The 23,364-nt window shown below is 58.8% G+C and carries 20 protein-coding genes, 4 tRNA genes and 1 other RNA gene; 19 read left to right on the top strand and 6 right to left on the bottom strand.

What is annotated here, in order from left to right; translation table 11 throughout:
• Nucleotides 1-6 precede the first annotated feature (6 nt).
• Together ppx and rhlB are read right to left on the bottom strand one after the other, a co-directional pair.
• Nucleotides 7-1,491, bottom strand: a complete 1,485-nt coding sequence (ppx, locus tag C1Y43_RS18780) for an exopolyphosphatase (protein WP_031279616.1) — start codon at nt 1,489-1,491, stop codon at nt 7-9.
• Nucleotides 1,492-1,497: 6 nt separating this feature from the next.
• Entirely contained in the window at nt 1,498-2,793 is a 1,296-nt protein-coding gene (rhlB, locus tag C1Y43_RS18775; protein ID WP_031279615.1) for an ATP-dependent RNA helicase RhlB, read from the bottom strand.
• A gap of 116 nt (nt 2,794-2,909) precedes the next feature.
• On the opposite strand from rhlB, the gene trxA reads away from it, so the two are divergent.
• The 19 genes from trxA (at nt 2,910) to C1Y43_RS18680 (ending at nt 18,676) form a co-directional block, all read left to right on the top strand.
• A complete protein-coding gene (gene trxA / locus C1Y43_RS18770; protein ID WP_021313352.1) occupies nt 2,910-3,242 on the top strand; it encodes a thioredoxin TrxA in 333 nt (110 codons plus the stop codon).
• Nucleotides 3,243-3,588: 346 nt separating this feature from the next.
• A complete protein-coding gene (rho, locus tag C1Y43_RS18765; protein WP_021506991.1) occupies nt 3,589-4,848 on the top strand; it encodes a transcription termination factor Rho in 1,260 nt (419 codons plus the stop codon).
• Between the two features lie 280 nt (nt 4,849-5,128).
• Nucleotides 5,129-6,205 (top strand): UDP-N-acetylglucosamine--undecaprenyl-phosphate N-acetylglucosaminephosphotransferase, encoded by a 1,077-nt coding sequence (gene wecA, locus C1Y43_RS18760; protein ID WP_021506990.1) that lies wholly within the window; start codon nt 5,129-5,131, stop codon nt 6,203-6,205.
• A 37-nt stretch (nt 6,206-6,242) separates the two neighbouring features.
• Nucleotides 6,243-7,292 carry an ECA polysaccharide chain length modulation protein gene (gene wzzE / locus C1Y43_RS18755; protein ID WP_058771054.1) on the top strand — a complete coding sequence of 350 codons (1,050 nt, stop codon included), beginning with the start codon at nt 6,243-6,245 and terminating at the stop codon, nt 7,290-7,292.
• Nucleotides 7,293-7,302: 10 nt separating this feature from the next.
• Nucleotides 7,303-8,427, top strand: coding sequence for a non-hydrolyzing UDP-N-acetylglucosamine 2-epimerase (wecB, locus tag C1Y43_RS18750; RefSeq protein WP_058758100.1), 1,125 nt, complete (start codon nt 7,303-7,305; stop codon nt 8,425-8,427).
• 2 nt (nt 8,428-8,429) lie between these two features.
• Complete coding sequence (wecC, locus tag C1Y43_RS18745) at nt 8,430-9,689, top strand: UDP-N-acetyl-D-mannosamine dehydrogenase (RefSeq protein ID WP_104189211.1); 1,260 nt, start codon at nt 8,430-8,432, stop codon at nt 9,687-9,689.
• Complete coding sequence (gene rffG, locus C1Y43_RS18740; protein ID WP_021506986.1) at nt 9,686-10,762, top strand: dTDP-glucose 4,6-dehydratase; 1,077 nt, start codon at nt 9,686-9,688, stop codon at nt 10,760-10,762. Before wecC ends, rffG begins: the two co-directional genes overlap by 4 nt.
• A gap of 23 nt (nt 10,763-10,785) precedes the next feature.
• Nucleotides 10,786-11,667 carry a glucose-1-phosphate thymidylyltransferase RfbA gene (rfbA, locus tag C1Y43_RS18735; RefSeq protein WP_058781635.1) on the top strand — a complete coding sequence of 294 codons (882 nt, stop codon included), beginning with the start codon at nt 10,786-10,788 and terminating at the stop codon, nt 11,665-11,667.
• Entirely contained in the window at nt 11,645-12,340 is a 696-nt protein-coding gene (gene rffC / locus C1Y43_RS18730) for a dTDP-4-amino-4,6-dideoxy-D-galactose acyltransferase (protein ID WP_104189209.1), read from the top strand. The genes rfbA and rffC overlap by 23 nt, the downstream gene beginning before the upstream one ends.
• Nucleotides 12,340-13,470, top strand: a complete 1,131-nt coding sequence (gene rffA / locus C1Y43_RS18725) for a dTDP-4-amino-4,6-dideoxygalactose transaminase (RefSeq protein WP_021506983.1) — start codon at nt 12,340-12,342, stop codon at nt 13,468-13,470. The genes rffC and rffA overlap by 1 nt, the downstream gene beginning before the upstream one ends.
• Nucleotides 13,470-14,723 carry a lipid III flippase WzxE gene (gene wzxE, locus C1Y43_RS18720; protein WP_058758104.1) on the top strand — a complete coding sequence of 418 codons (1,254 nt, stop codon included), beginning with the start codon at nt 13,470-13,472 and terminating at the stop codon, nt 14,721-14,723. The genes rffA and wzxE overlap by 1 nt, the downstream gene beginning before the upstream one ends.
• Nucleotides 14,720-15,790 (top strand): TDP-N-acetylfucosamine:lipid II N-acetylfucosaminyltransferase, encoded by a 1,071-nt coding sequence (locus C1Y43_RS18715; protein WP_104189207.1) that lies wholly within the window; start codon nt 14,720-14,722, stop codon nt 15,788-15,790. The genes wzxE and C1Y43_RS18715 overlap by 4 nt, the downstream gene beginning before the upstream one ends.
• Nucleotides 15,787-17,130: an ECA oligosaccharide polymerase gene (gene wzyE / locus C1Y43_RS18710; protein WP_104189206.1), complete on the top strand. Its 1,344-nt coding sequence runs from the start codon at nt 15,787-15,789 to the stop codon at nt 17,128-17,130. Before C1Y43_RS18715 ends, wzyE begins: the two co-directional genes overlap by 4 nt.
• A 28-nt stretch (nt 17,131-17,158) precedes the next feature.
• Nucleotides 17,159-17,893 (top strand): lipopolysaccharide N-acetylmannosaminouronosyltransferase, encoded by a 735-nt coding sequence (gene wecG / locus C1Y43_RS18705; protein WP_021506979.1) that lies wholly within the window; start codon nt 17,159-17,161, stop codon nt 17,891-17,893.
• 159 nt (nt 17,894-18,052) lie between these two features.
• Nucleotides 18,053-18,129 (top strand) — tRNA-Arg (locus C1Y43_RS18700).
• Between the two features lie 90 nt (nt 18,130-18,219).
• A tRNA-His gene (locus C1Y43_RS18695) sits at nt 18,220-18,295 on the top strand.
• 16 nt (nt 18,296-18,311) lie between these two features.
• Nucleotides 18,312-18,398, top strand: a tRNA-Leu gene (locus C1Y43_RS18690).
• A gap of 36 nt (nt 18,399-18,434) precedes the next feature.
• Nucleotides 18,435-18,511, top strand: a tRNA-Pro gene (locus C1Y43_RS18685).
• 35 nt (nt 18,512-18,546) lie between these two features.
• Nucleotides 18,547-18,676: non-coding RNA, RtT sRNA (locus C1Y43_RS18680), on the top strand.
• A gap of 607 nt (nt 18,677-19,283) precedes the next feature.
• On the opposite strand, the gene hemY is transcribed toward C1Y43_RS18680, so the two are convergent.
• Genes hemY through hemC form a run of 4 tightly spaced genes read right to left on the bottom strand, consistent with a single transcriptional unit; the run spans nt 19,284 to nt 23,315 of the window.
• On the bottom strand, nt 19,284-20,480 hold the full coding sequence (gene hemY / locus C1Y43_RS18675; protein ID WP_021506978.1) for a protoheme IX biogenesis protein HemY: 1,197 nt from the start codon (nt 20,478-20,480) through the stop codon (nt 19,284-19,286).
• A gap of 2 nt (nt 20,481-20,482) precedes the next feature.
• Nucleotides 20,483-21,613: a uroporphyrinogen-III C-methyltransferase gene (gene hemX / locus C1Y43_RS18670; protein WP_104189204.1), complete on the bottom strand. Its 1,131-nt coding sequence runs from the start codon at nt 21,611-21,613 to the stop codon at nt 20,483-20,485.
• A 23-nt stretch (nt 21,614-21,636) separates the two neighbouring features.
• Nucleotides 21,637-22,377 (bottom strand): uroporphyrinogen-III synthase, encoded by a 741-nt coding sequence (hemD, locus tag C1Y43_RS18665; protein WP_058758110.1) that lies wholly within the window; start codon nt 22,375-22,377, stop codon nt 21,637-21,639.
• The gene (gene hemC / locus C1Y43_RS18660; RefSeq protein ID WP_104189301.1) at nt 22,374-23,315 is read right to left on the bottom strand and encodes a hydroxymethylbilane synthase; all 942 of its coding nucleotides are present in this window, start codon (nt 23,313-23,315) and stop codon (nt 22,374-22,376) included. Before hemC ends, hemD begins: the two co-directional genes overlap by 4 nt.
• Nucleotides 23,316-23,364 lie beyond the last annotated feature (49 nt).

Raw genomic sequence — 23,364 nt, 5'->3', positions numbered from 1 at the left:
GTTCGATCAGGAAATCGTCAGCAGCCAGTGCACATACGACTGGTAATGGCTCTCCTGCTCCAGCAGCTCGGCGCGCAGCGGATGCGCAGCCAGCCAGCCTGCCGGCAGCGTCAGATGCAGCGCATCATCATCCGCCTGCAGACGCACCGCCGGCAGCGTGTCGTCGCGCCGCCGGCTGGAGAAGATGATTGCCAGCCGCAGCAGACGGCTCAGCCGCTCCGCCATGCGCGGCGGCACGGCGTTTTGCTGCGTCAGCAGCGCCAGATCAATGCTGCCGCTCTGGTTCTGCAGCAGGCAGGCCAGCATTTTTTTCTGCGCGGGGGTGAAACCAGGAAGATCGAGATGGCGAATCAGATATGCGGCGTGCTGCGGTGCCTGGCGGAAATCGACGCTCAGGCCAATTTCGTGGATTGAACAGGCGCTGAGGAGTAAATCGCGACATCGCTGATCCAGCTTCCAGCTGCTGCTCACCTGACGGAAAAAGCTCTCTGCCAGCTGGCGCACGCGGCCCGCCTGCTCAACATCAATGGCGAAACGACGCTGAACGTTCTGCAGCGTGCGGCTGCGAATATCGCGGTCAATCGGCAGATGCAGCATGCCGTACACCAGCCCTTCGCGCAATGCGCCGCCGGCCAGCGTCATGCTCTCAATGCTCAGCTCGTGAAAAATGGCGATCAGAATCGACAGGCCGCTGGGAAACACCAGCGCGCGCTCCAGCGTCAGCCCTTCAATCTCCAGCTCCTCCAGCTTGCCGCACTGAATGGCACGCTGTTTGAGCTGCTGCAGTTTGCTCAGAGTGATGCGCTCATCCATGCCCTGCGCCACCATGATCTCCTGCAGTGCCTGGACGGTGCCGGACGCGCCCACGCAAATCTGCCAGCCTTTCTCTCGCAGTGCCGGCGCAATCGGACGGATCATTTCACGTGCGGCCTGTTCGGCCTGGGCAAAGTTCTCTTTGGCGAGATGACGATCGCTGAAGAAGCGCTCCAGCCAGGTCACACAGCCCATCGACAGGCTAAACAGCGTAGTGGCGTGCGCACCTTCGCCGGTCACCAGCTCGGTGCTGCCGCCGCCGATATCAACCACCAGCCGCTGGTCAGAGCCGCCGGTGGTGTGCGCAACACCCTGATAGATCAGGCGCGCTTCTTCCTCACCGCTGATGACGTTCACCGCGCAGCCGAGAATCTGTTCCGCCTGAGTCAGGAAATCCTGCGCGTTACTGGCAATGCGCAGCGTGGCGGTTGCCACCACGCGGATTTGTTCCGGGGGAATGTCCTGCAACTGCTCGGAGAACAGACGCAGGCACTGCCAGCCGCGCTGCATCGCCTCAGCCGAGAGATGGTTGGCCGCATCAAGACCTGCCGCCAGACGCACCTTGCGTTTAATTCGCGCGACGGTCTGAATACTGCCGGACACTTCGCGCACCACCAACATATGAAAGCTGTTAGAACCTAAATCAATCGCAGCATAAAGTGACGATGCGCTTAGCATGTGTGCTTAACCCGAACGTTTACGGTTGTTGTTGCGCGGGGCACCGCCGCGACGGTTGCTGTTGTTGCCACCGCGACGTGGACCGTTGCCCGAGCGGTTACGCTGCAGGCGTTTCGGTGGCGGCAGGTCGCTCAGCAGGGCGTCGCTGTTGTACTTGCTCACCGGAATACCGTGACCGATGTACTCTTCAATCGCCGGCAGGTTGAGCGCGTACTCTTCACAGGCCAGGCTGATGGAGTGACCGCTGGCACCAGCACGACCGGTACGGCCAATGCGGTGCACGTAATCTTCGCGATCGTCCGGCAGGTCGTAGTTGAAGACGTGCGTAACTGCCGGGATGTGCAGGCCGCGCGCGGCGACGTCGGTGGCAACGAGGATATCCACATCACCTTTGGTGAAGTCGTCCAGAATGCGCAGGCGTTTTTTCTGCGCCACGTCGCCGGTCAGCAGGCCCACGCGGTGGCCATCGGCAGCCAGGTGGCCCCAGATATCTTCACAGCGGTGCTTGGTGTTGGCGAAGACGATGGCGCGATCCGGCCACTCTTCTTCCAGCAGGGTCTGCAGCAGACGCATCTTCTCTTCGTTCGAAGGATAGAACAGCTCTTCTTTAATGCGGTGGCCGGTTTTCTGCTCGGGCTCAACTTCAACGTATTCGGCGTTGTTCATGTGCTCGAACGCCAGTTCACGTACGCGATAAGAAAGCGTGGCCGAGAACAGCATACTCAGGCGCTGGGTGGCCGGCGGCATGCGGCGGAACAGCCAGCGAATGTCTTTAATGAAGCCGAGATCGAACATGCGATCCGCTTCATCCAGTACCACGACCTGAATGGCGCCGAGGTTGATGTGATTTTGTTTGGCGTAGTCAATCAGGCGTCCGGTGGTGCCCACCAGAATATCGACGCCGTCTGCCAGCACTTTCAGCTGCTTGTCATAGCCGTCGCCGCCATAGGCCAGGCCCAGCTTCAGACCGGTGGCCTGCGCCAGCGGCTCGGCATCGGCATGAATCTGCACCGCAAGCTCACGCGTCGGTGCCATGATCAGCGCGCGTGGCTGATTAACCTGGCGGCCTTCAGCAGCAGGATGAGAAAGAAGATAATGAAACGTTGACGTCAGGAACGCCATCGTTTTGCCGGTACCGGTTTGCGCCTGACCCGCGACATCACGCCCTGAAAGCGCAAAAGGCAACGCGAGCGCCTGAATCGGCGTGCAGTTATGAAAGCCTTTCTTATCAAGGGCTTCCACTACCTGTGGGTGCAGGGCGAAGTCGGAAAACTTCTGTTCTGTTAAGTGTGTTTTGCTCATAGTGTGGTAGAATATCAGCTTACTATCGCTTTACGAAAGCGTATCCGATGAAATAAAGTCAACCTACGTTGGTATATTTTACGCCAATTCGCCAGGCATAATCTTTGGAGTTAAACATGAGCAGCGATAAAATCGTTCACCTGACCGATGACAGTTTCGACACTGACGTGCTGAAAGCCGACGGTGTGACGCTGGTAGATTTCTGGGCTGAATGGTGTGGTCCTTGCAAAATGATCGCCCCGATTCTCGACGAAGTCGCAGAAGAGTACGACGGTAAGCTTACCATCGCCAAGCTGAACATTGATGAAAACCCAGGTACTGCGCCAAAATACGGTATTCGCGGTATCCCGACCCTGCTGCTGTTCAAGAACGGCGAAGTGGCGGCGACCAAAGTGGGTGCGCTGTCTAAAGGTCAGCTGAAAGAGTTCCTGAACGCTAACCTGGCCTAAGCCCGGCGCGGTGTTTGTTCGGCAGTGGTGAATTTTTTCGCCACTGCTGGACGTCTCCCTTCAGGCGTGTTAAGTTGACCTCACTGCATTACGCACTTACCTTGTAGTTTGCATCTAAAGTTTTCCCTTGTCAGACCCAGCTCGCATTGAACGTTTTCGTGGTTTGGCAATCTGACGGCTAGCACATTCGGCATCACCTTTCGACCGTCTCCTCGCTTCCTATCGCCACATCTGACGATAACCGTCGAGCAGCGTTGAAAAAGAGCCATTAACAGGCATGGAATTTTTGCCATACCATTCACGACAAACATTTCGAGAATTACCCCGAGTTTAAGAACCCATCACTATGAATCTTACCGAATTAAAGAATACGCCGGTTTCTGAGCTGATTACTCTCGGCGAAAATATGGGGCTGGAAAACCTGGCGCGTATGCGCAAACAGGACATTATTTTCGCCATCCTGAAACAACACGCGAAGAGCGGCGAAGACATCTTCGGTGATGGTGTGCTGGAGATACTGCAGGATGGATTTGGTTTCCTCCGCTCCGGAGACAGCTCCTACCTCGCCGGTCCCGATGATATCTACGTTTCTCCCAGCCAAATCCGCCGCTTCAACCTCCGCACTGGTGACACCATTTCTGGCAAAATCCGCCCACCGAAAGAAGGTGAACGCTATTTTGCGCTGCTGAAAGTTAACGAAGTTAACTACGACAAGCCAGAAAACGCCCGTAGCAAGATTCTGTTTGAAAACCTGACGCCGCTGCACGCGAACAACCGTCTGCGCATGGAGCGTGGTAACGGTTCGACCGAAGACCTGACGGCGCGCGTGCTGGATCTGGCATCGCCAATCGGTCGTGGTCAGCGTGGTCTGATCGTCGCACCGCCGAAAGCCGGTAAAACCATGCTGCTGCAGAACATCGCGCAGAGCATCGCGTATAACTACCCTGACTGCGTGCTGATGGTGCTGCTGATTGACGAGCGTCCGGAAGAAGTAACCGAAATGCAGCGTCTGGTGAAAGGCGAAGTTATCGCGTCTACCTTTGACGAGCCGGCCTCGCGTCACGTGCAGGTTGCAGAGATGGTGATCGAGAAGGCTAAGCGCCTGGTCGAGCACAAAAAAGACGTTATCATCCTGCTGGACTCCATCACCCGTCTGGCGCGCGCCTACAACACCGTAGTGCCGGCGTCGGGTAAAGTCCTGACCGGTGGTGTTGACGCCAACGCCCTGCATCGTCCGAAGCGTTTCTTCGGTGCGGCACGTAACGTGGAAGAGGGCGGCAGCCTGACCATCATCGCCACCGCGCTGGTTGATACCGGTTCGAAGATGGACGAAGTGATTTACGAAGAGTTTAAAGGTACAGGTAACATGGAACTGCACCTGTCACGTAAAATCGCTGAGAAGCGCGTGTTCCCGGCTATCGATTACAACCGTTCCGGTACGCGTAAAGAAGAGCTGCTCACCTCTCAGGAAGAGCTGCAGAAGATGTGGATCCTGCGCAAAATCATCCATCCGATGGGTGAAATTGATGCAATGGAGTTCCTCATCAATAAACTGGCAATGACCAAAACCAACGACGAATTCTTCGATATGATGAAACGCTCGTAATCTGTTGCCGCCGGTAACGGCCTGAGCCAGCCGGCTAACGGCACAAATTGCCAGGATTTATGACTAACGCCACGTCTTAACGTGGCGTTTTTCATTTGTGGGCATTAGGATTATGCCTGTCAGGAAGCAGACATATTGACTGAGGCAGCAAAGCGGCGGTTTTTTCAGCAAACGCACGCGCTGCGACAGAATTCAGACCAGGGATATACAGCAATGGCGGGAAAATTGCTTATTGTTGTCCATGATTTTAGCTGAGAGCGTTAACGTGAATTTACTCACTATGAGTACTGAGCTTGGTTTAGTTTTTCTTTTTTCTTTAGCGTTCCTGTTTTTTGCTCGTAAAGCGGCTAAAAAAATTGGGCTTGTGGACACGCCGAATTCCAGAAAACGACACCATGGCGCCATTCCGTTAGTCGGCGGTATCTCCGTGTATGCGGGGATTTGCTTCGCCTTTGCCATCTCAAATTATTATCTGCCGCACGCCGTGCTGTACCTCTTCTGCGCCGGGGTACTGGTGCTGGTCGGCGCGCTCGATGACCGCTTTGATATCAGCGTCAAAATCCGTGCCGTGGTTCAGGCGGCGATTGCCATCGTGATGATGGTCGGGGCAAAACTCTATTTACTGAGCCTGGGTTTTATCATTGGTCCGGTCGAGCTGATCGTCGGGCCTTTCGGCTATGTGCTGACGCTGTTCGCGGTATGGGCAGCGATCAATGCTTTCAATATGGTGGACGGTATTGATGGTCTGCTGGGTGGCTTATCCTGCGTCACCTTCGCTGCGATGGGCATCATCCTCTACTTTGACGGACAGACCAGCCTGGCGATGTGGTGCTTTGCGATGATCGCCGCCACCATTCCCTACATTCTGCTTAATCTCGGCTTTTTAGGCCGCCGTTATAAAGTGTTCATGGGTGATGCCGGCAGTACCATGATCGGCTTCACCATCATCTGGATTCTGCTGGAAACGACGCAGGGCCTCAGCCATCCCATCACGCCAGTTACCGCCCTGTGGCTGATTGCTATTCCGCTGATGGACATGGTAGCGATCATGTATCGTCGCCTGCGCAAGGGCATGAGCCCGTTCTCGGCCGATCGTCAGCATATCCATCACCTGATCATGCGGGCCGGTTTTACCTCCCGCCAGGCATTTTTATTGATTACCGTGGCCGCCGCGCTGCTGGCCGGAATTGGCGTGCTGGGCGAATATCTGGCATTTATTCCCGAGTGGGTCATGCTGGCGCTGTTCCTCGCTGCTTTCCTCCTTTACGGTTATTGCCTGAAACATGCATGGCGTGTCGCGCGCAAAATCCGTCGTATCAAACGTCGCTGGCAAAGCAGCGGCGAAGAGAAAAAATAATTACCCAGATAAGTACCCGGATAAGGACACTTTTGTTATGACCTCTGTCGTTGTGGAGAACGAACTGGATGTACGCGGCCTCGGCTGCACGTTGTGGCGCGGCAAAGGCTGGATTATTGGCCTGGCGCTGCTGTTTGCGCTGCTGGCGTGGCTGGCTTCCATGTTAATGAAGCAATCCTGGAGCGCCACGGCGGTGACCGATCGGCCGACGGTGAATATGCTGGGCGCATTCTTTGTGCAGCAGCAGTTCCTCAATAATCTGGATGTGCGCAACGAGACCGTCAGCCTGAATACGCCAGCACCGACGGTGATGGATGAGGTCTATCAGGAGTTCACCATGCAGCTGGCGTCGTGGGATACGCGTCGCGATTTCTGGCTGCAGACTGATTACTATAAGAGCCGAAAAAGCGGTAATGCGCACAATGATGCCGCGCTGCTCGACGATCTGATCACCAACATTCAGTTCACCCCGGCTGATACCACTCACAATACGCTGGATAACATTAAGCTGATCGCGGAGACCGCCGGCGACGCCAACAATCTGCTGCGGCAGTACATTGCCTATGCCAGCGAACGCGCCGCGCGCCATCTCAACGATGAGCTTAAAGGTGCGTGGCAGGCGCGCAGCGTGCAGCTGCAGGCGCAGGTCAGTCGTCAGCAGGAAGTGGCACAGGCGGTGTTTGATCGCCGTCGCCAGCGCATCGAGCAGGCGCTGAAAGTAGCCAGCCAGCAGGGCATTAAAGAGAACCGCGCGCCGGTCAGCGGTGAAGCGCTGCCGGACAGCGATCGCTTCCTGCTGGGGCAGCAGATGCTGCAGGCGCAGCTGGATACCCTGCAAGCCAGCGGACCTGCTTACGATTTAAGCTATGATCAAAACAGGGCGATGCTCAACACACTGCAGGCCGGGCCGCGCCTGGATAAACCGTTCCAGACCTACCGTTACCTGCGCACGCCGGAAGAGCCGGTCAGCCGCGATAGCCCACGTCGTCTGTTTATGATGGTGATGTGGGGCGCGATCGGTGCGCTGGTGGGTGCCGGCGTAGCGCTGGTGCGTCGTCCGCGTGCAACATTCGCCAACCGTCACTAAGAGAATCCGCGTGAAAGTTCTGACTGTATTTGGCACGCGCCCTGAAGCGATCAAAATGGCTCCGCTGGTGCAGGCACTGGCGCAGGATGCTGCCTTCGAATCGCGCCTATGCGTGACGGCACAGCATCGTGAAATGCTTGACCAGGTACTGCGCCTGTTCCGGCTGCAGCCCGACTATGACCTCAATATTATGCGGCCCGAACAGGGACTGACCGAGATCACCAGCCGTATTTTGCAGGGTATGAAGACCGTGCTGGCAGACTTCCAGCCAGACGTCGTGCTGGTGCACGGTGATACCACTACCACCTTTGCCGCCAGCCTGGCCGCGTTTTACCATCAGATTCCGGTGGGCCACGTTGAGGCGGGTCTGCGGACCGGTAACCTGATGTCGCCGTGGCCGGAGGAGGCCAACCGCACCCTGACCGGTCATCTCGCCAGCTATCACTTCACGCCGACAGAAAATTCGCGGCAAAACCTGCTGCGCGAAAATCTGCCCGACGCGCGCATTTTCGTCACCGGCAATACGGTGATCGATGCGCTGCTGTGGGTACGCGATCGCGTGCTGGATGATGCCGATCTCAATGCCCGCCTGGCGGCGCGTTACCCGTTCCTTGAGGCCGGTAAAAAGCTGATTCTGGTTACCGGCCATCGGCGCGAAAGCTTTGGCGAAGGCTTTGAACGCATCTGCAGCGCGCTGGCGCAGCTGGCGCGTCAGCATCCGCAGCTGCAAATCGTCTATCCGGTGCACCTCAACCCTAACGTCAGCGAGCCGGTGAACCGTATTCTGAGCGGTATCAACAACATCATTCTGATTGAGCCGCAGGAGTACCTGCCGTTTGTCTGGCTGATGAATCGCGCCTGGCTGATTCTTACCGATTCCGGTGGCATCCAGGAAGAGGCGCCGTCGCTAGGCAAACCGGTGCTGGTGATGCGCGAAACCACCGAGCGGCCGGAAGCGGTCGCGGCCGGTACGGTGAAGCTGGTCGGCACCGACGTGAATAAAATTGTTGCTGAAGTCAGCCTGCTATTGCAGGACGACGAGGCGTGGCAGGCGATGAGCCGTGCGCACAATCCGTATGGCGACGGCCATGCCTGCGCGCGCATCCTGCAGGCACTTAAACAACACAGAGTTTAACTATGCGTTTTTCAACCATTTCCGTTATCGGACTGGGCTACATTGGGCTGCCGACGGCAGCCGTTTTTGCGTCGCACGGGAAACAGGTCATCGGCGTGGATATCAATGCGCGCGCGGTGGAAACCATTAATCGCGGCGAAATTCATATCGTCGAGCCTGAACTGGGCGACGTAGTACGTGCAGCGGTGCACAACGGCAACCTGCGCGCCACCACCCAGCCTGAAGCTGCCGACGCCTTTCTGATTGCCGTGCCGACGCCGTTTGTCGGCGATCATCAGCCGGATCTCAGCTACGTGCAGGCGGCTGCGCTGTCGATTGCGCCGGTGCTGAAGGCCGGCGATCTGGTGATCCTCGAATCAACTTCGCCGGTGGGCGCTACGGAACAGATGGCGCAATGGCTGGCGGCGGCGCGCCCGGATCTGCGCTTCCCGCAGCATGGCGAGCAGCCTGACGTGTTTATCGCTTACTGCCCGGAGCGCGTGCTGCCGGGGAAAGTGATGGTCGAGCTGCTGGAAAATGACCGCGTGATTGGCGGCATGACGCCGGCCTGTTCGGCGCGCGCCAGCGAGCTGTATCGCATTTTCCTGCGCGGCGAGTGCGTGGAAACTAACGCGCGCACCGCAGAGATGTGCAAGCTGACGGAAAACAGTTTCCGCGATGTGAACATCGCCTTTGCCAACGAACTGTCGCTGATCTGCGCCGAACAGGGGATCAACGTGTGGGAACTGATTGCGCTGGCGAACCGCCATCCGCGCGTCAATATCCTGCAGCCGGGACCGGGCGTTGGCGGCCACTGCATTGCGGTCGACCCATGGTTTATCGTGGCGCAAAACCCGCAGCAGGCACGGCTGATCCGAACCGCGCGTGAGGTCAACGATGCCAAGCCGGGCTGGGTGCTGGATCAGGTTAAACAGGCGCTGGCCGAGTGCCTGACGGCCAGCGGCAAGCGTGCCACGGACGTGACTATCGCCTGCTTCGGTCTGGCATTCAAACCTAATATCGATGACCTGCGTGAAAGCCCGGCGATGTCGGTGGCGCAGCGTATTGCGGGCTGGCACAGCGGCCGCACCTGGGTGGTCGAGCCGCATGTGGCGGATATTCCGCCGCAGCTCGCCGAACGCGCTACGCTGGTGTCGCTGGCTGATGCCCTGCAACACGCCGACATCCTGGTGATGCTGGTCGATCATGCGCAGTTCCGCGCCGTCACCCCTGAAGAGGTGACGCAGCCGTGGATTGTGGATACCAAAGGAGTCTGGCGATGAAACAGTTTTTAGTCACCGGCGGCGCCGGTTTTATTGGCTCCGCGCTGGTGCGCTTCCTGATTGCCAATACCGACCACCGGGTGGTGGTGGTGGATAAGCTGAGCTATGCCGGCAATCTGGCGTCGCTGGCACCGGTCGAGCAGGATGCACGCTTTGCTTTTGAGCAGGTAGATATCTGCGACCGCGCCGCGCTGGATCGCGTGCTGGCGCAGTATCAGCCGGACTGCATCATGCATCTGGCGGCAGAGAGTCACGTGGACCGCTCGATTGACGGGCCAATCGCCTTTGTCGAAACCAACATTGTCGGCACCTACCAGCTGCTGGAGGCGACGCGCCATTACTGGAACGGCATGACGGATGAGCGCAAGAAGGGCTTCATCCTGCACCATATCTCCACTGACGAGGTGTTTGGCGATCTGCACGGCACGGAAGATTTCTTTACCGAAACCACGCCGTACGCCCCGAGCAGCCCTTATTCGGCGACCAAAGCCAGCAGCGACCATCTGGTGCGTGCGTGGCTGCGCACCTATGGGCTGCCTGTGGTGGTCACCAACTGTTCCAACAACTACGGGCCTTACCATTTCCCGGAAAAACTGATTCCCCTCACCATTATCAATGCGCTGGCCGGTAAGCCGCTGCCGGTGTACGGCAACGGCAGCCAGATTCGTGACTGGCTGTATGTGGAAGATCACGCCCGCGCGCTGTACACCGTAGTCAGCAGCGGCAAAGTGGGCGAGACCTACAACATTGGCGGCCACAACGAGCGGCGCAATATTGAGGTGGTCGAGACGCTGTGTGATTTGCTGGATGAGCTGGCACCGCAACAGCGCGCTGCCGGGCTGAGCAGCTACCGGGAACTGATCACCTTTGTTCACGATCGTCCCGGCCACGACCTGCGCTATGCCATTGATGCCAGTAAAATCGCCCGTGAACTGGGCTGGACGCCGCAGGAAACATTCGACAGCGGCATCCGCAAAACCGTGCAGTGGTATCTGGCCAATCCGCAGTGGTGGCAGGCGATTCTCAACGGCAGTTATCGCGGCGAGCGTCTGGGCTTAGCCACCCCGCGTTAAGCGCGCATGCAGGAGGAGCAACGATGAAAGGTATCATCTTAGCCGGTGGCTCGGGCACGCGCCTGCACCCGATAACCCGGGCGATATCCAAGCAGCTGCTGCCGGTGTACGACAAACCGATGATCTACTATCCGCTGTCGGTGCTGATGCTGGCGGGGATTCGCGACATTCTTATTATTACCACGCCGGACGATCGCGCCCATTTTGAGCGGCTGCTGGGGGATGGCTGTGAATTTGGCCTGCAGCTGCAGTATGCCGAGCAGCCGAGCCCGGATGGCCTGGCGCAGGCCTTTATCATCGGTGAATCCTTCATTGGCGACGACAGCTGTTGTCTGGTGCTGGGCGACAATCTCTACTTCGGCCAGGGCTTCAGTCCGAAACTGAAAAAGGTGGCCGCGCGCAGCCACGGTGCCACGGTTTTTGCCTATCAGGTCATGGATCCGGAACGTTTTGGCGTGGTGGAGTTTGATGACGACTTCAACGCGCTGTCGATTGAAGAGAAGCCGCAGCAGCCGAAATCGCGCTGGGCAGTTACCGGCCTCTACTTTTACGATAACCGCGTGGTGGAGTTTGCGAAGCAGGTGCAGCCCTCGGCGCGCGGCGAGCTGGAAATTACCGCCATCAACCAGATGTATCTGGAGCAGGGCGAACTGGCGGTGGAGCTGTTGGGGCGCGGCTTTGCCTGGCTGGACACCGGCACCCACGACAGCCTGATTGAGGCCAGCGTGTTCGTGCAAACGGTGGAGAAACGCCAGGGCTTTAAAATTGCCTGCCTCGAAGAGATTGCCTGGCGCAACGGCTGGCTGAGCGATGAGCAGCTGCTGGCAGCGGCACAGGCGTTGACCAAAACCGGCTACGGCCAGTATCTGCTGGATATTCTGCATGCCCGTCCGCGTCAGTATTGATCCCCTTGCGTGGGAGAGCGACTTCTTCCGCTGCGCCACGGCGCGGCTGACGCTGGACGGCGATGTGCCGCTGGCCGAGGCGCTGCAGCAGCCTTACACGCTGTGGCAGGTTAAGGTGCCGGCGCAGGACAGCGCGGCGATAGATGCGCTGAGCCAGCATGGTTTTCAGCTGGTGGAAGGCGAAGCGGATCTGGAGATCAATATCAAACGCACCGAACGGCAGACCGGCGTGCGCATCGCGCGCGAAGCGCAAATCCCGCAGCTGCGCGCGGCAGCGGCCCAGGCGTTTAGCCAGAGCCGTTTTCGTGCCCCCTGGTTTGACGCTGAAGACAGCGGCCGCTTCTACGCACAGTGGATTGAGAACGCGGTGCGCGGCACTTTTGATCACCAGTGTCTGATCGCCTGCGACGAGCAGGGCGCGCTGCAGGGTTTCGTCTCCATGCGCGAAGTCGCCGGTGATGCGCGTATCGGTCTGCTGGCGGTGCTGCCGGCGGCGCAGGGCAACGGCGTCGGTCAGCGTTTGCTGCTGGCAGCTGCCGACTGGGGCCGGGTGCGCCAGCTCGAGCGTCTGCGGGTCGCGACCCAGCTCAGCAATCTTACGGCGATGCGCCTCTATTTACGCAGCGGTGCCCGGCTGGAAAGCACCGCCTACTGGTTTTACAGGAAAGCCTGATGATCCCATTTAACGCGCCCCCGGTTGTGGGCACCGAAGTTGACTATATGCAGTCGGCGATGGCCAGCGGCAAGCTGTGCGGCGACGGCGGTTTTACCCGACGCTGTCAGCAGTGGATGGAGCAGCATTTTGGCAGCAAAAAAGTGCTGCTGACGCCCTCGTGCACCGCTTCGCTGGAGATGGCCGCGCTGCTGATCGATATCCAGCCCGGCGATGAAGTGATCATGCCGAGCTACACCTTTGTCTCCACCGCCAACGCCTTCGTGCTGCGCGGCGCCACCATTGTGTTCGTCGACGTGCGTCCGGATACGCTGAATATCGACGAAACGCAGATTGAAGCAGCAATCACGCCGAAAACGCGCGCCATCGTGCCGGTACATTACGCGGGCGTGGCGTGCGAGATGGATACCATCATGGCGCTGGCAGCGAAGCATCAGCTGTATGTGATTGAAGATGCGGCGCAGGGCGTGATGTCGCAGTACAAAGGGCGCGCGCTGGGCACCATCGGCCATATTGGCTGCTTTAGCTTCCATGAGACGAAAAACTACACCGCCGGCGGTGAAGGCGGCGCCACGCTGATCAACGAGGCGAAACTGATCGAGCGTGCGGAGATCATCCGCGAAAAAGGCACCAACCGCAGCCAGTTCTTCCGCGGACAGGTGGATAAATATACCTGGCGCGATATTGGTTCCAGCTACCTGATGGCGGACTTGCAGGCGGCTTATCTGTGGGCGCAGCTGGAAGCGGCGGAACGCATCAACCAGCAGCGTCTGCGCCTGTGGCAGAACTATTACGACGCGCTGCAGCCGCTGGCGGCCAGCGGGCGCATTGCGTTACCGGCGGTGCCGGCCAGCTGCCGTCACAACGCCCACATGTTCTATCTCAAATTGCGCGACAGCGAGGATCGCCAGGCGCTGATTAACTGGATGAAGGAAGCTGAGATCCTCACCGTGTTCCACTATATCCCGCTGCACTCCTCACCGGCCGGCACGCGTTTTGGCCGCTTCCACGGCACGGATGCGTTCACTACGCGCGAGAGCGAGCGCCTGCTGCGGCTGCCGCTGTTCTACAACCTGTCGGACAACAACCAGCGTACGGTAATCAGTTCGCTGCTGAGCTTCTTTGCCTGATGTCGTTAGCCAGAGCCTCAGTGTGGACCGCCTCGTCCACGCTGGTAAAAATTGTCGCTGGCCTGCTGGTGGTGAAACTGCTGGCGGTGAGCTTCGGCCCCGAGGGTGTCGGCCAGGCGGGTAACTTTCGCCAGCTGATTACCGTGCTCGGCGTGCTGGCCGGCGCGGGTATCTTTAACGGCGTAACCACCTATGTCGCGCAGTTCCGCCAGCAGCCGGCGCAGCTGCGTGCCGTGACCGGCACCGCGTCGGCAATGGTGCTGGGGTTTTCCACACTGCTGGCGCTGCTGTTCCTGCTGGCGGCGGAGCCCATCAGCCGGGCGCTGTTTGGTCACGCCGCCTGGCAAAACGTGGTGCGTATCGTCGCCTTTTTGCAGCTGGGCATTGCCTGGGCCAACCTGACACTGGCGCTGCTGAAAGGTTTTCGCGATGCGCGCGGTAACGCGCTGGCGCTGATTGCCGGCAGCCTGATCGGCGTGGTGGGTTATGTGCTGTGCTGGTGGCTGGGTGGCTATGCCGGTGCGCTGGTCGGGCTGGCGCTGGTGCCGGCGCTGCTGGTCGGGCCGGCGCTGTGGATGCTGCGACGCCACCGCGAGGAACTGCCGCTGCGCTGGCTGATGCCGCAGTGGCAGCCGGCGCTGGCGCGTAATCTGGCCAAATTTACCCTGATGGCGCTGATGACGGCCGTGACCCTGCCGGTAGCCTGGGTGATGATGCGTAATCTGCTGGCGCAACAGCAGGGCTGGGCGCAGGTCGGGCTGTGGCAGGGCGTCACCAGCATCTCCGATGCGTATCTGCAATTTATCACCGCCACGTTCAGCGTCTGGCTGCTGCCAACGCTGGCGCGGCTGGAGCATAAAGCCGACATCGCGCGCGAAATTGGCCGTGCGCTGCGCTTTGTGTTGCCGGCGGTGGCGGCGGCCAGCTTTTGTGTCTGGCTGCTGCGCGATGTCGCCATCTGGCTGCTGTTTTCCCCGCAGTTCAGCGCCATGCGCGATCTTTTTGTCTGGCAGTTGTGCGGTGACGTCTTTAAAGTAGGCGCCTATGTTTTCGGATACCTGGTGATCGCCAAAGCCTCACTGCGCTTTTATATTCTCACGGAAATCAGCCAGTTTGTGCTGCTGACCGCCTTTGCGCACTGGCTGATCCCACTGCACGGAACGGCGGGCGCGGCGCAGGCTTATATGGCGACCTACGTGCTCTACTTTGCCCTTTGCTGTGGGGCTTTCTTGATTTATTGCCGGAAAAAATGACGCTATTTCACGTGCTGGGCTCCGATATCCCGCATCACAATCACACGCTGCTGCGCTTCTTTAACGACGTCATGAGCGTTGAATCGCCAGCCGACGCGCCGCGTCAGTTTATGGTGGTATCGGCCGCGCCGGATACCCTGCTGGCCTATCCTCAACTGCAGATCGACGTGTATCCCAGCAAGCGCGCGCTGGCGCAGGCGGTGATCGCACGCGCCGCCGATCGCCGTCAGCGCTTCTTCTTTCACGGCCAGTTCAATCCGCGCCTGTGGCTGGCGCTGCTCAGCGGCAAGCTGCGGCGACAGCAGGCGTTCTGGCACGTCTGGGGCGCCGATCTCTATGAAGAGGGCGCCGGGCTGAAGTACCGCTTGTTTTATCTGCTGCGGCGTATCGCCCAGGGGCGCATGGCGCAGGTGTTTGCCACGCGCGGCGATCTGCACTTTTTCCAGCAGCGCCATCCGCGCGTACCCACTTCGCTGCTCTATTTCCCAACGCGTATGCCGGAGGCCGCGATACCCGCACCTGCCGCCAGCGAAAGCTTTACCATTTTGCTCGGCAACTCGGGCGATCGCAGCAACCGGCACATTGAAGGATTGCAGGCGATTCGCCGCCAGTTTGGTGAGCAGGTTAACGTGGTGATCCCGCTCGGTTATCCGGCCAGCAACTATGAGTACATCGATGAGATTGATGCTGCCGCGCAGCGCCTGTTTCCGCGCGGCCAGGTGACGCTGCTGCGCGACAAAATCGACTTCACTGCCTATCTGCAATTGCTGAGTCGCTGTCAGCTCGGTTATTTTATGTTCGAACGTCAGCAGGGCATCGGTACGCTGTGCCTGCTGATTCAGGCCGGCATTCCGTTTGTGGTCAACCGTAAGAATCCGTTCTGGCGTGACCTGAGCGAGCAGGGGCTGCCGGTGTTATTTAGCGCTGATGCGCTGGATCGCACGCGCGTGGCGGAGGCGCAGCGTCAGCTGGCGCAGTGCGATCGTTCCGCTATCGCCTTTTTTGCCCCGGGCTATCTGGCGGGATGGCGCCACGCCCTGGTGGAGAGTGAAAGGGAGTCAACATGAGCCTGCTGCAGTTTAGTGGTCTGCTGGTGGTGTATCTGTTTTCGCTGGGCTTCATTCTGACGCTGACCTGGCGCGAATTTAAACGGGTGCGTTTTAATTTCCACCTGTTCTTTACCCTGCTGTTTTTACTGACCTTTTACTTTGGCTTTCCGCTGACCAGCGTGCTGGTGTTCCGCTTTAACGTCAGCGTGGTGCCGGCAGACTATCTGCTGCAGGCACTGCTGGCCGCTACCAGTTTCTACGCCATCTATTACGTCAGCTACAAAGTGCGGCTGCGGCCTGCGCAGGCGGCGCCGCGCAAACCCTGGCTGACGATGAACCGGGTGGAAACCCATCTGACCTGCCTGCTGCTGGCGCTGGTGGCGGTGGGAACCGTCACGGTGTTCTTTATGCATAACGGCCTGCTGCTGTTCCGGCTGTCGGCCTATAACCAGATCTTCTCCAGCGAAGTGTCCGGCGTGGCGCTCAAGCGTTTTTTCTACTTCTTCATTCCGGCGATGCTGATCCGCTATTTCCTTAATCCTACCCAGCGCCAGTGGCTGCTGTTTTTGCTGATCACGGTGGCGTTTGGTCTGCTTACCTATGCGCTGGTGGGCGGGACGCGCGCCAATATCATCATCGCCTTTGCGCTGTTCCTGTTCATCGGCATTACGCGCGGCTGGATTACGCTGTGGATGCTGGTGGGGGCCGGCGTGATGGCGATTGGCGGCATGTTCTGGCTGGCGCTGCGTCGTTACAATCTCGACGTGGTGGGTGATGAAGCGTTTTACACATTTCTCTATCTGACGCGCGACACCTTTTCGCCGTGGGAAAACCTTGCGCTGCTGCTGCAGAATTACGACAAAATCGATTTTCAGGGGCTGGCACCGATCTGGCGTGATTTCTACGTGTTTATCCCGGGCTGGCTGTGGCCGGATCGGCCATCGATGGTGCTCAACAGCGCCAACTATTTCACCTGGGAAGTGCTGAATAACCACTCCGGGCTGGCGATTTCGCCCACGTTGCTCGGTTCGCTGCTGATCATGGGTGGCGCAGGCTTTATTCCCCTTGGGGCGATAGCGGTCGGGCTGTTGATGAAAGTGTTTGATTCTCTCTACCAGCAGGGGCGCGAAGCCGGCAACCGCTACAGCGGTGCCATTTTGCAAAGCTTCTGCTTTGGCGCGGTGTTCAATATGATCGTGCTGGCGCGCGAAGGGCTGGATGCATTCGGCTCGCGCGTGGTGTTCTTTTGCCTGATTTTCGCCGCCTGCGTTGGGCTGGCGAAGTTACTTTTCTGGCTGTTAGCGCGTGCCGGGCTGATTCGCCCGCGCGCGGAGCCAGTTTTATCGCGCTCTGCTTAACCTCCGGGCCTGACGGGAAATACCGACCATGGAAACCGATCATCCGCGTTATACCCTGCGCGGCATCGATTTACACGCTTTCGCCGATATGGCGAGCTTTCTTCATTTTCTGCTGCCGGACGGCAAGCCGCGCAGCGGCACGCTGGTGGCGATCAACGCCGAAAAGATGCTGACGCTGGAAGAGGATGCCCAGCTGCGCGCGCTGATCGCCGCCGCGGAGATTAAATACCCGGACGGCATCAGCATTGTGCGTTCGCTGCGTAAAAAATACCCGCAGCTAACGGTGAACCGCATCGCCGGCGCCGATCTGTGGGAAGCGCTGATGGAACAGGCGGGCCGCAGCGGTATTCCGGTATTTTTAATCGGCGGGCGTGAGCAGGTGCTGCAGGAAACCTGCGATAAATTACGCCGTCAGTGGAACGTCAACATCGTGGGCAGCCAGAACGGCTACTTCGCCCCTGCCGAACGCGAGGCGCTATTTGCGCGCATTGCCGCCAGCGGGGCGCAGATTGTGACCGTGGCGCAGGGATCGCCGCGCCAGGAGCTGCTGATGCGCGACTGCCGCGAACACTGGCCGCACGCGCTATATATGGGGGTCGGCGGCACCTATGATGTCTTTACCGGCCACGTCACGCGTGCGCCACGCATCTGGCAGCAATTAGGGCTGGAGTGGCTGTATCGCCTGATACGCCAGCCATCACGCTGGCGCCGTCAGTTAAAACTGCTGAAATATTTACGCTATCACTGGCGCGGCGATCTGTAACGCGGCAGGAATAGTGCTGTAATTCCGGCAGGTTAAGCAGGCAGATTGCGTTATTTATCGACGGAATGCACAAAGCGTAAGCAAACGCGATTTTTTTATGAAAAAGCACTGGACAGCCTGGAGTCAAATACGTAGTATGCCCATCCGCAACGGCGCTACGCGCCCGTAGCTCAGCTGGATAGAGCGCTGCCCTCCGGAGGCAGAGGTCTCAGGTTCGAATCCTGTCGGGCGCGCCATTTAGTTTGTGCGCAAGAGCTTCGGTGGTTGGTTTAACCGCGTTATGCAGTGCATTAAGTAAGCGGTTACGCTTACGCACCAGAATTATGGTGGCTATAGCTCAGTTGGTAGAGCCCTGGATTGTGATTCCAGTTGTCGTGGGTTCGAGTCCCATTAGCCACCCCAGATTTTGCTGGGACATGCGAAGGTGGCGGAATTGGTAGACGCGCTAGCTTCAGGTGTTAGTGTTCTTACGGACGTGAGGGTTCAAGTCCCTCTCTTCGCACCAGGCAAAACAAGTAAGCAGTAACAGGCAGTACAAAATCGGCGAGTAGCGCAGCTTGGTAGCGCAACTGGTTTGGGACCAGTGGGTCGGAGGTTCGAATCCTCTCTCGCCGACCATATTCGAAAAGCCCGCTTTGCAAAAAGCGGGCTTTTTTCGTTCGTAGCAAAAGAGGATGAGAACCTCCGCAGGAGGTTTGAGCCGAGCGAAGCGAGACAACGTTGCGTCAGCAACGGCCCGCAGGGCGCTTCTCGCAGAGAAGCGTAATCCTCTCTCGCCGACCATCATTTAAGAAACCTGCTTTGCAAAAAGCAGGTTTTTTTCGTCTGTAGCAAAAGAGGATGAGAACCTCCGAAGGAGGTTTGCGACGGGCGTAGCGATTGTCGCTATTACACGACATATAACCTGCTGATTTTTAACAGCCTTACCTTTCCTTGCACAGCCTGTCGCTCAGCGGAGACAGCTTTAAACCGGTCTGTCGCGTTTTCACGACATCGTAACCGCTGTTAGCAGGCAGGGATTATCTAACTGACTGATATAAAATAACTTCCCGTGACTCATGCCATTCTGGCACGCTTTGTGCAATAATCTCAGCGTAGATGCTCATTCCACCTCTTATGTTTGCGGATGCAACATAAACCTGGGAATGATGCAGAGCCCCTTACGGTATCCGTTGTCCAGCTGGCAGTAACGTGCACGCGCTACTGCAGTAAGAAGGACATTACGTTGAGTCGGATACCATCAGTTGTCTTACCGACCTGATCTTACACCTGCTTCTGGCAGGTGTTTTTTTATCTGCCGTTTACGGATTGATGCCGTATTCCCTGCACTTTCTTTCAGGCAAAAAAAGCCGGGACTGGCCCGGCGTGCACAAAAATAACAACTGTAAAATCAGGCGCCAGGATTGTTCTTCAGCGTCAGTAACAGACCTTCGCGACGCATTTTAGCCGCGTCTTCCGGGCGATGCAGGCGATCGTAAACGTCCGCCAGCCAGGCGTAGTCAAAGCCATCCGGACGCTGTGCGAGCGCCTGCTGGAAGGCTTCTGCGGCCTGCTGCCATTCACCGTGACGCATCAGCAGCTGGCCGAGCGTGCTGTGCAACAGCGGCGTGGCGCCGTGCTGCTTAATCTGCTGACGCAGCGCTTTCTCCAGCGCCTGCGGGTCACCGCTTTTGATGCGCGGCATCAGCAGCACCAGCCGATCGTCATACTGACGCTTCAGCCCTTCCAGCACGATGCTTTGCGCGGTGTCCGGATCGTCGCACTCGATCAAATGCTCAGCCATCGCCACCTGCAGCGGGGTCTCCTGGCGGGTTTTGCGACTCTGGTTCTGCCACCATTTTTTCAGGCCTTCGCTGCCCTGATCGGCCATGGCCTGATTCATCAGACCCAGCCATGCCTGCTGCTGCAGCGCGTTACGCTGGTTCTCATCGTTAATCTGCGCCTTCTGCATAGAGGGCAGGATATCCAGCAGTGCGCCCCAGGCGCCGGTGCGGATATAAGCCTGCTCGGCCAGACGCAGCACTTCCGGATGGCGCGGCGCCACTTCCAGCAGGCGATCGATACCGTGACGTGCGGCGTGATCTTCGTTACGCGCCAGCTGCAGGCGCACGCGGGTGATCTCAACCGGAATGGTATCGTTCTCGGAAAGCTCAGAGGCGCGCTCCAGATGCTGGTTAGCACGGATTTCATCGCCACGCTGCTGCGCTGCTTCCGCCGCCAGCAGATAGTTCGCCACCGGCTGATCGGCGTGATCTGCATTCTTTGACAGCAGCTTTTCTACCTGACGATAATCGCCTTCCGCCAGCTTCATCAGCGCGCTTTGCGTGTGACGCTGGGCGCTGCGACGTTTCCGCCCGGTGAACCAGCCGCGGGTGCGGGCGCCGGTGCGGAACAGGCGACGCAGAATCCACTCGACCAGCAGAATCACCAGCAGGCTGAGAATCAGGATGATGGCCAGACCGGTGACGCTGGTCTCAATGTTCCAGTTATCGGTCTGGATCAGCACGTAGCCCTGATGGCCGGCAACCATCGGCCCCAGCACAATGCCGGCAATCAGCAGCAGGAAAAGCACCAATACTTTCAGCATGGTTAGCCTCCCTGTTGATCAGCCGCAGCCGATGGCTGCGCCAGCAGATTGCGCACGCGCGTTTGCATCAGTTTTTCCAGCAGCGCCTGGCTCTCCAGCGTGTCTGGCACTTCCATCGAAATACTCTGCTGACTCAGCTCGTCGAGCTGGGCGAGGAAGGCTTTGGTCGCCGCATCGTTAGTGTCATACCAGGCACGCACCCAGGTGGATACCGCATCGATAGACTGTTTGTAGATCTCATCCTGATGGCGCGGCACCGCCTGCGCGGCAATCAGCAGACGTGAACGGATGTTTTCGCGCAGATAAACATCCTGATTCGGTGCCAGCAGCGGCTGCGCGGTATTATCGCGGCGGCGGATGGTGATGAAATCATCCATGAAGTTGTGCCAGCTCTTCACCAGATTCTGACGCCATTCGTGCAGCGAGCTGGAGAGCTCACCGCTGTCGGCATCCATCGGCGATTCATCGCTGTCGTTATCGGCCAGACGCAGATTATCCACGCCGTTCGACAACTGGTTCAGCTTGAGGATGATGCCGTCGTAGTCGACCTGGCTGACCGCCGCCAGTGAACTGATATCCTGGGTCAGCGCGCGGCGCACGTTCATGATGCTGGGATCGTTCATCTCCGCCAGGCTGGTGTCCGCGCTTTTCAGCAGCGCTGCCGCGGTGGTGACGTCCTGATCGCTCCACAGTTTGCGACCCGCCAGTTTGACGAGGTAGTCGGCCTGCGCCAGCAGCCAGGTGCGGGTATCGTTGCCGGAAATAGTGGCCACTTTTTCACGCAGCGTCTCCAGCTCTTTCGCGCTGTTATCCTGCTGGCTGCGCGCTTCCTGCAGCGCGGTGTTGGCATCCGCCAGCTGCTGCGAGAGCTGTTGTTTATCGCTGCCCAGTTGCTGCTGCAGGGCGCTCAGCTGCTCGCTCAGGTTCTGGTTAGTCTGAGCCTGTAAGTCGGCCTGGTGTTTCCCATTCAGGTAAAGTCCCGCGCCAATCGCCAGTGCAATGACAATTGCCACCGCGCTCAGCACCTTGCCGTCGCTCTTTTTCGCGCGAGGCGGCTGGCTGGCTGGCGTCGGGGAAGTGTCCGCAGGGGTGGTTTCTTCAACCATGGCGGAGGAGTCTTTTTGTTCCGTCATTGTGGCTCATCCCAATGTTAAGTTCAGCGTAACGCACGCAGCAGCGCGTCGTTATCCGCACCATCGGCTACCTCAATCTCCTGCCAGCCTAATTCGGCGGCCTGGGTAGCCAAACGTTCACTGACGACCAGTAGTCGACAGTGCAGCAGCCATTCCCGCCGATCGATTGGCGGAAACAGCGCAAACAGTTGTTGTAACATTTCACCGCTGGTCACCACCAGCGTGGTAATACCGCGATCGCGCCAGCGACGGCCTTCAATCGCGCCGTCGTACTGCTTTTCACAGCGCTGATAGCACTCACAGTATTGCACGTCCGCGCCGCGGGCGATCAGCGTCTCCGCCAGCAGTTCACGGCCCGGACTGCCGCGCAGAATCAGCGCACGCTTGCCGCTGACCTGCTGCAGGCGATTCAGCCGCACCAGCTCTTCGCTGGTTTCCCGCGCATGCGGATAGTCAACTTTCAGATTACTGACGGTGTGCAGCGCCAGCGCGGTGCTGCGACCAATGGCATAATAGTCGAGAAATGCCGGCCACGCGCTGCGCTGCTGCTGTAAAGCGGGCTGGGCAAAGTGCACCACCTGCTGCGACAGCAGAAATACCAGGTCACCAGGCTGCAGGGCGGCCAGCTTTAGCGGCAGTTGGGGGAGATCGCGACCCGGCGTGAATTCAATCAGCGGAAACGACCACGCCAGTTTGCCCTGGCTGCGCAGGCGCGCGACCAGTTCGCTGGCGGCGGGTTCCGGACGGGTCACGAGGATAGTCATGCGGGCGGCTGTCCCTGATAAACTTCACGCAGAATGTCGCGCGCGCCGCCGTCCAGCAGCTCTTCGGCCAGTGAAATCCCCATCTGTTCGGCCTGTTCACGCGGGCCGCGACGTTCGCCCACCACCATCTGGCTGCCATCCGGCGCACCGACCAGGCCGCGCAGCCACAGCTGATCGTCTTCCAGCACGGCAAAACTGCCGATCGGCACCTGACAGCCGCCTTCGAGACGGGTATTCATGGCGCGCTCGGCGCGCACGCAGACGGCTGTGTCACTGTGGTTCAGCGCCTGCAGCAGCGTAATTAACGGCTGATCGTCGAGGCGGCATTCAATGCCGACCGCGCCCTGGCCCACCGCCGGCAGGGAAAACTCCGCCGGCAGCGCCTGGCGAATGCGATCTTCCAGTCCAAGGCGTTTCAGCCCGGCGGCAGCAAGAATGATGGCGTCATACTCGCCGGCGTCCAGTTTGCTGAGACGCGTACCGACGTTACCGCGCAGCGAGCGGATCACCAGATCCGGGCGCCGTGCGCTAATCTGGCACTGGCGGCGCAGGCTGGACGTGCCGACCACCGCGCCCTGCGGCAGCGCGTCGATCGAGGAATAATGATTCGAGACGAACGCGTCGCGCGGATCTTCGCGCTCGCAGATGGTCACCAGTCCCAGACCGTCGGGAAAATCGACCGGCACATCTTTCATGGAATGCACCGCCATATCGGCACGGTTTTCCAGCATCGCCAGCTCAAGCTCTTTGACAAACAGTCCCTTGCCACCTACTTTCGCCAGCGGCGTATCAAGGATGACATCGCCTTTGGTGATCATCGGCACCAGCTCAACCTGCAAGCCGGGATGCGCAGCCATCAGGCGCTGTTGGACATATTGTGCCTGCCACAAGGCAAGCGGACTTTGCCTGGTAGCAATTCTGAAAATTTTGTTTAACATGCTGTTAACCATTTTGATCGTTCATCGATTATCCTATCATTGATAGGGG

The sequence above is a fragment of the Pantoea sp. ICBG 828 genome (assembly GCF_002928355.1).
Classification (GTDB): domain Bacteria; phylum Pseudomonadota; class Gammaproteobacteria; order Enterobacterales; family Enterobacteriaceae; genus Pantoea; species Pantoea dispersa.
Note: the sequence above shows the minus strand (reverse complement) of the source record. Positions and strands in the feature narration are given on the sequence as shown.

Bases quoted from the DNA above. Each gene is read 5' to 3' on its own strand.
- ppx (WP_031279616.1), bottom strand. From the start codon at position 1,491: ATGCTAAGCGCATCGTCACTTTATGCTGCGATTGATTTAGGTTCTAAC.
- rhlB (WP_031279615.1), bottom strand. From the start codon at position 2,793: ATGAGCAAAACACACTTAACAGAACAGAAGTTTTCCGACTTCGCCCTG.
- trxA (WP_021313352.1), top strand. From the start codon at position 2,910: ATGAGCAGCGATAAAATCGTTCACCTGACCGATGACAGTTTCGACACT.
- rho (WP_021506991.1), top strand. From the start codon at position 3,589: ATGAATCTTACCGAATTAAAGAATACGCCGGTTTCTGAGCTGATTACT.
- wecA (WP_021506990.1), top strand. From the start codon at position 5,129: ATGAGTACTGAGCTTGGTTTAGTTTTTCTTTTTTCTTTAGCGTTCCTG.
- wzzE (WP_058771054.1), top strand. From the start codon at position 6,243: ATGACCTCTGTCGTTGTGGAGAACGAACTGGATGTACGCGGCCTCGGC.
- wecC (WP_104189211.1), top strand. From the start codon at position 8,430: ATGCGTTTTTCAACCATTTCCGTTATCGGACTGGGCTACATTGGGCTG.
- rffG (WP_021506986.1), top strand. From the start codon at position 9,686: ATGAAACAGTTTTTAGTCACCGGCGGCGCCGGTTTTATTGGCTCCGCG.
- rfbA (WP_058781635.1), top strand. From the start codon at position 10,786: ATGAAAGGTATCATCTTAGCCGGTGGCTCGGGCACGCGCCTGCACCCG.
- rffC (WP_104189209.1), top strand. From the start codon at position 11,645: ATGCCCGTCCGCGTCAGTATTGATCCCCTTGCGTGGGAGAGCGACTTC.
- rffA (WP_021506983.1), top strand. From the start codon at position 12,340: ATGATCCCATTTAACGCGCCCCCGGTTGTGGGCACCGAAGTTGACTAT.
- wzxE (WP_058758104.1), top strand. From the start codon at position 13,470: ATGTCGTTAGCCAGAGCCTCAGTGTGGACCGCCTCGTCCACGCTGGTA.
- C1Y43_RS18715 (WP_104189207.1), top strand. From the start codon at position 14,720: ATGACGCTATTTCACGTGCTGGGCTCCGATATCCCGCATCACAATCAC.
- wzyE (WP_104189206.1), top strand. From the start codon at position 15,787: ATGAGCCTGCTGCAGTTTAGTGGTCTGCTGGTGGTGTATCTGTTTTCG.
- wecG (WP_021506979.1), top strand. From the start codon at position 17,159: ATGGAAACCGATCATCCGCGTTATACCCTGCGCGGCATCGATTTACAC.
- hemY (WP_021506978.1), bottom strand. From the start codon at position 20,480: ATGCTGAAAGTATTGGTGCTTTTCCTGCTGCTGATTGCCGGCATTGTG.
- hemX (WP_104189204.1), bottom strand. From the start codon at position 21,613: ATGACGGAACAAAAAGACTCCTCCGCCATGGTTGAAGAAACCACCCCT.
- hemD (WP_058758110.1), bottom strand. From the start codon at position 22,377: ATGACTATCCTCGTGACCCGTCCGGAACCCGCCGCCAGCGAACTGGTC.
- hemC (WP_104189301.1), bottom strand. From the start codon at position 23,315: ATGTTAAACAAAATTTTCAGAATTGCTACCAGGCAAAGTCCGCTTGCC.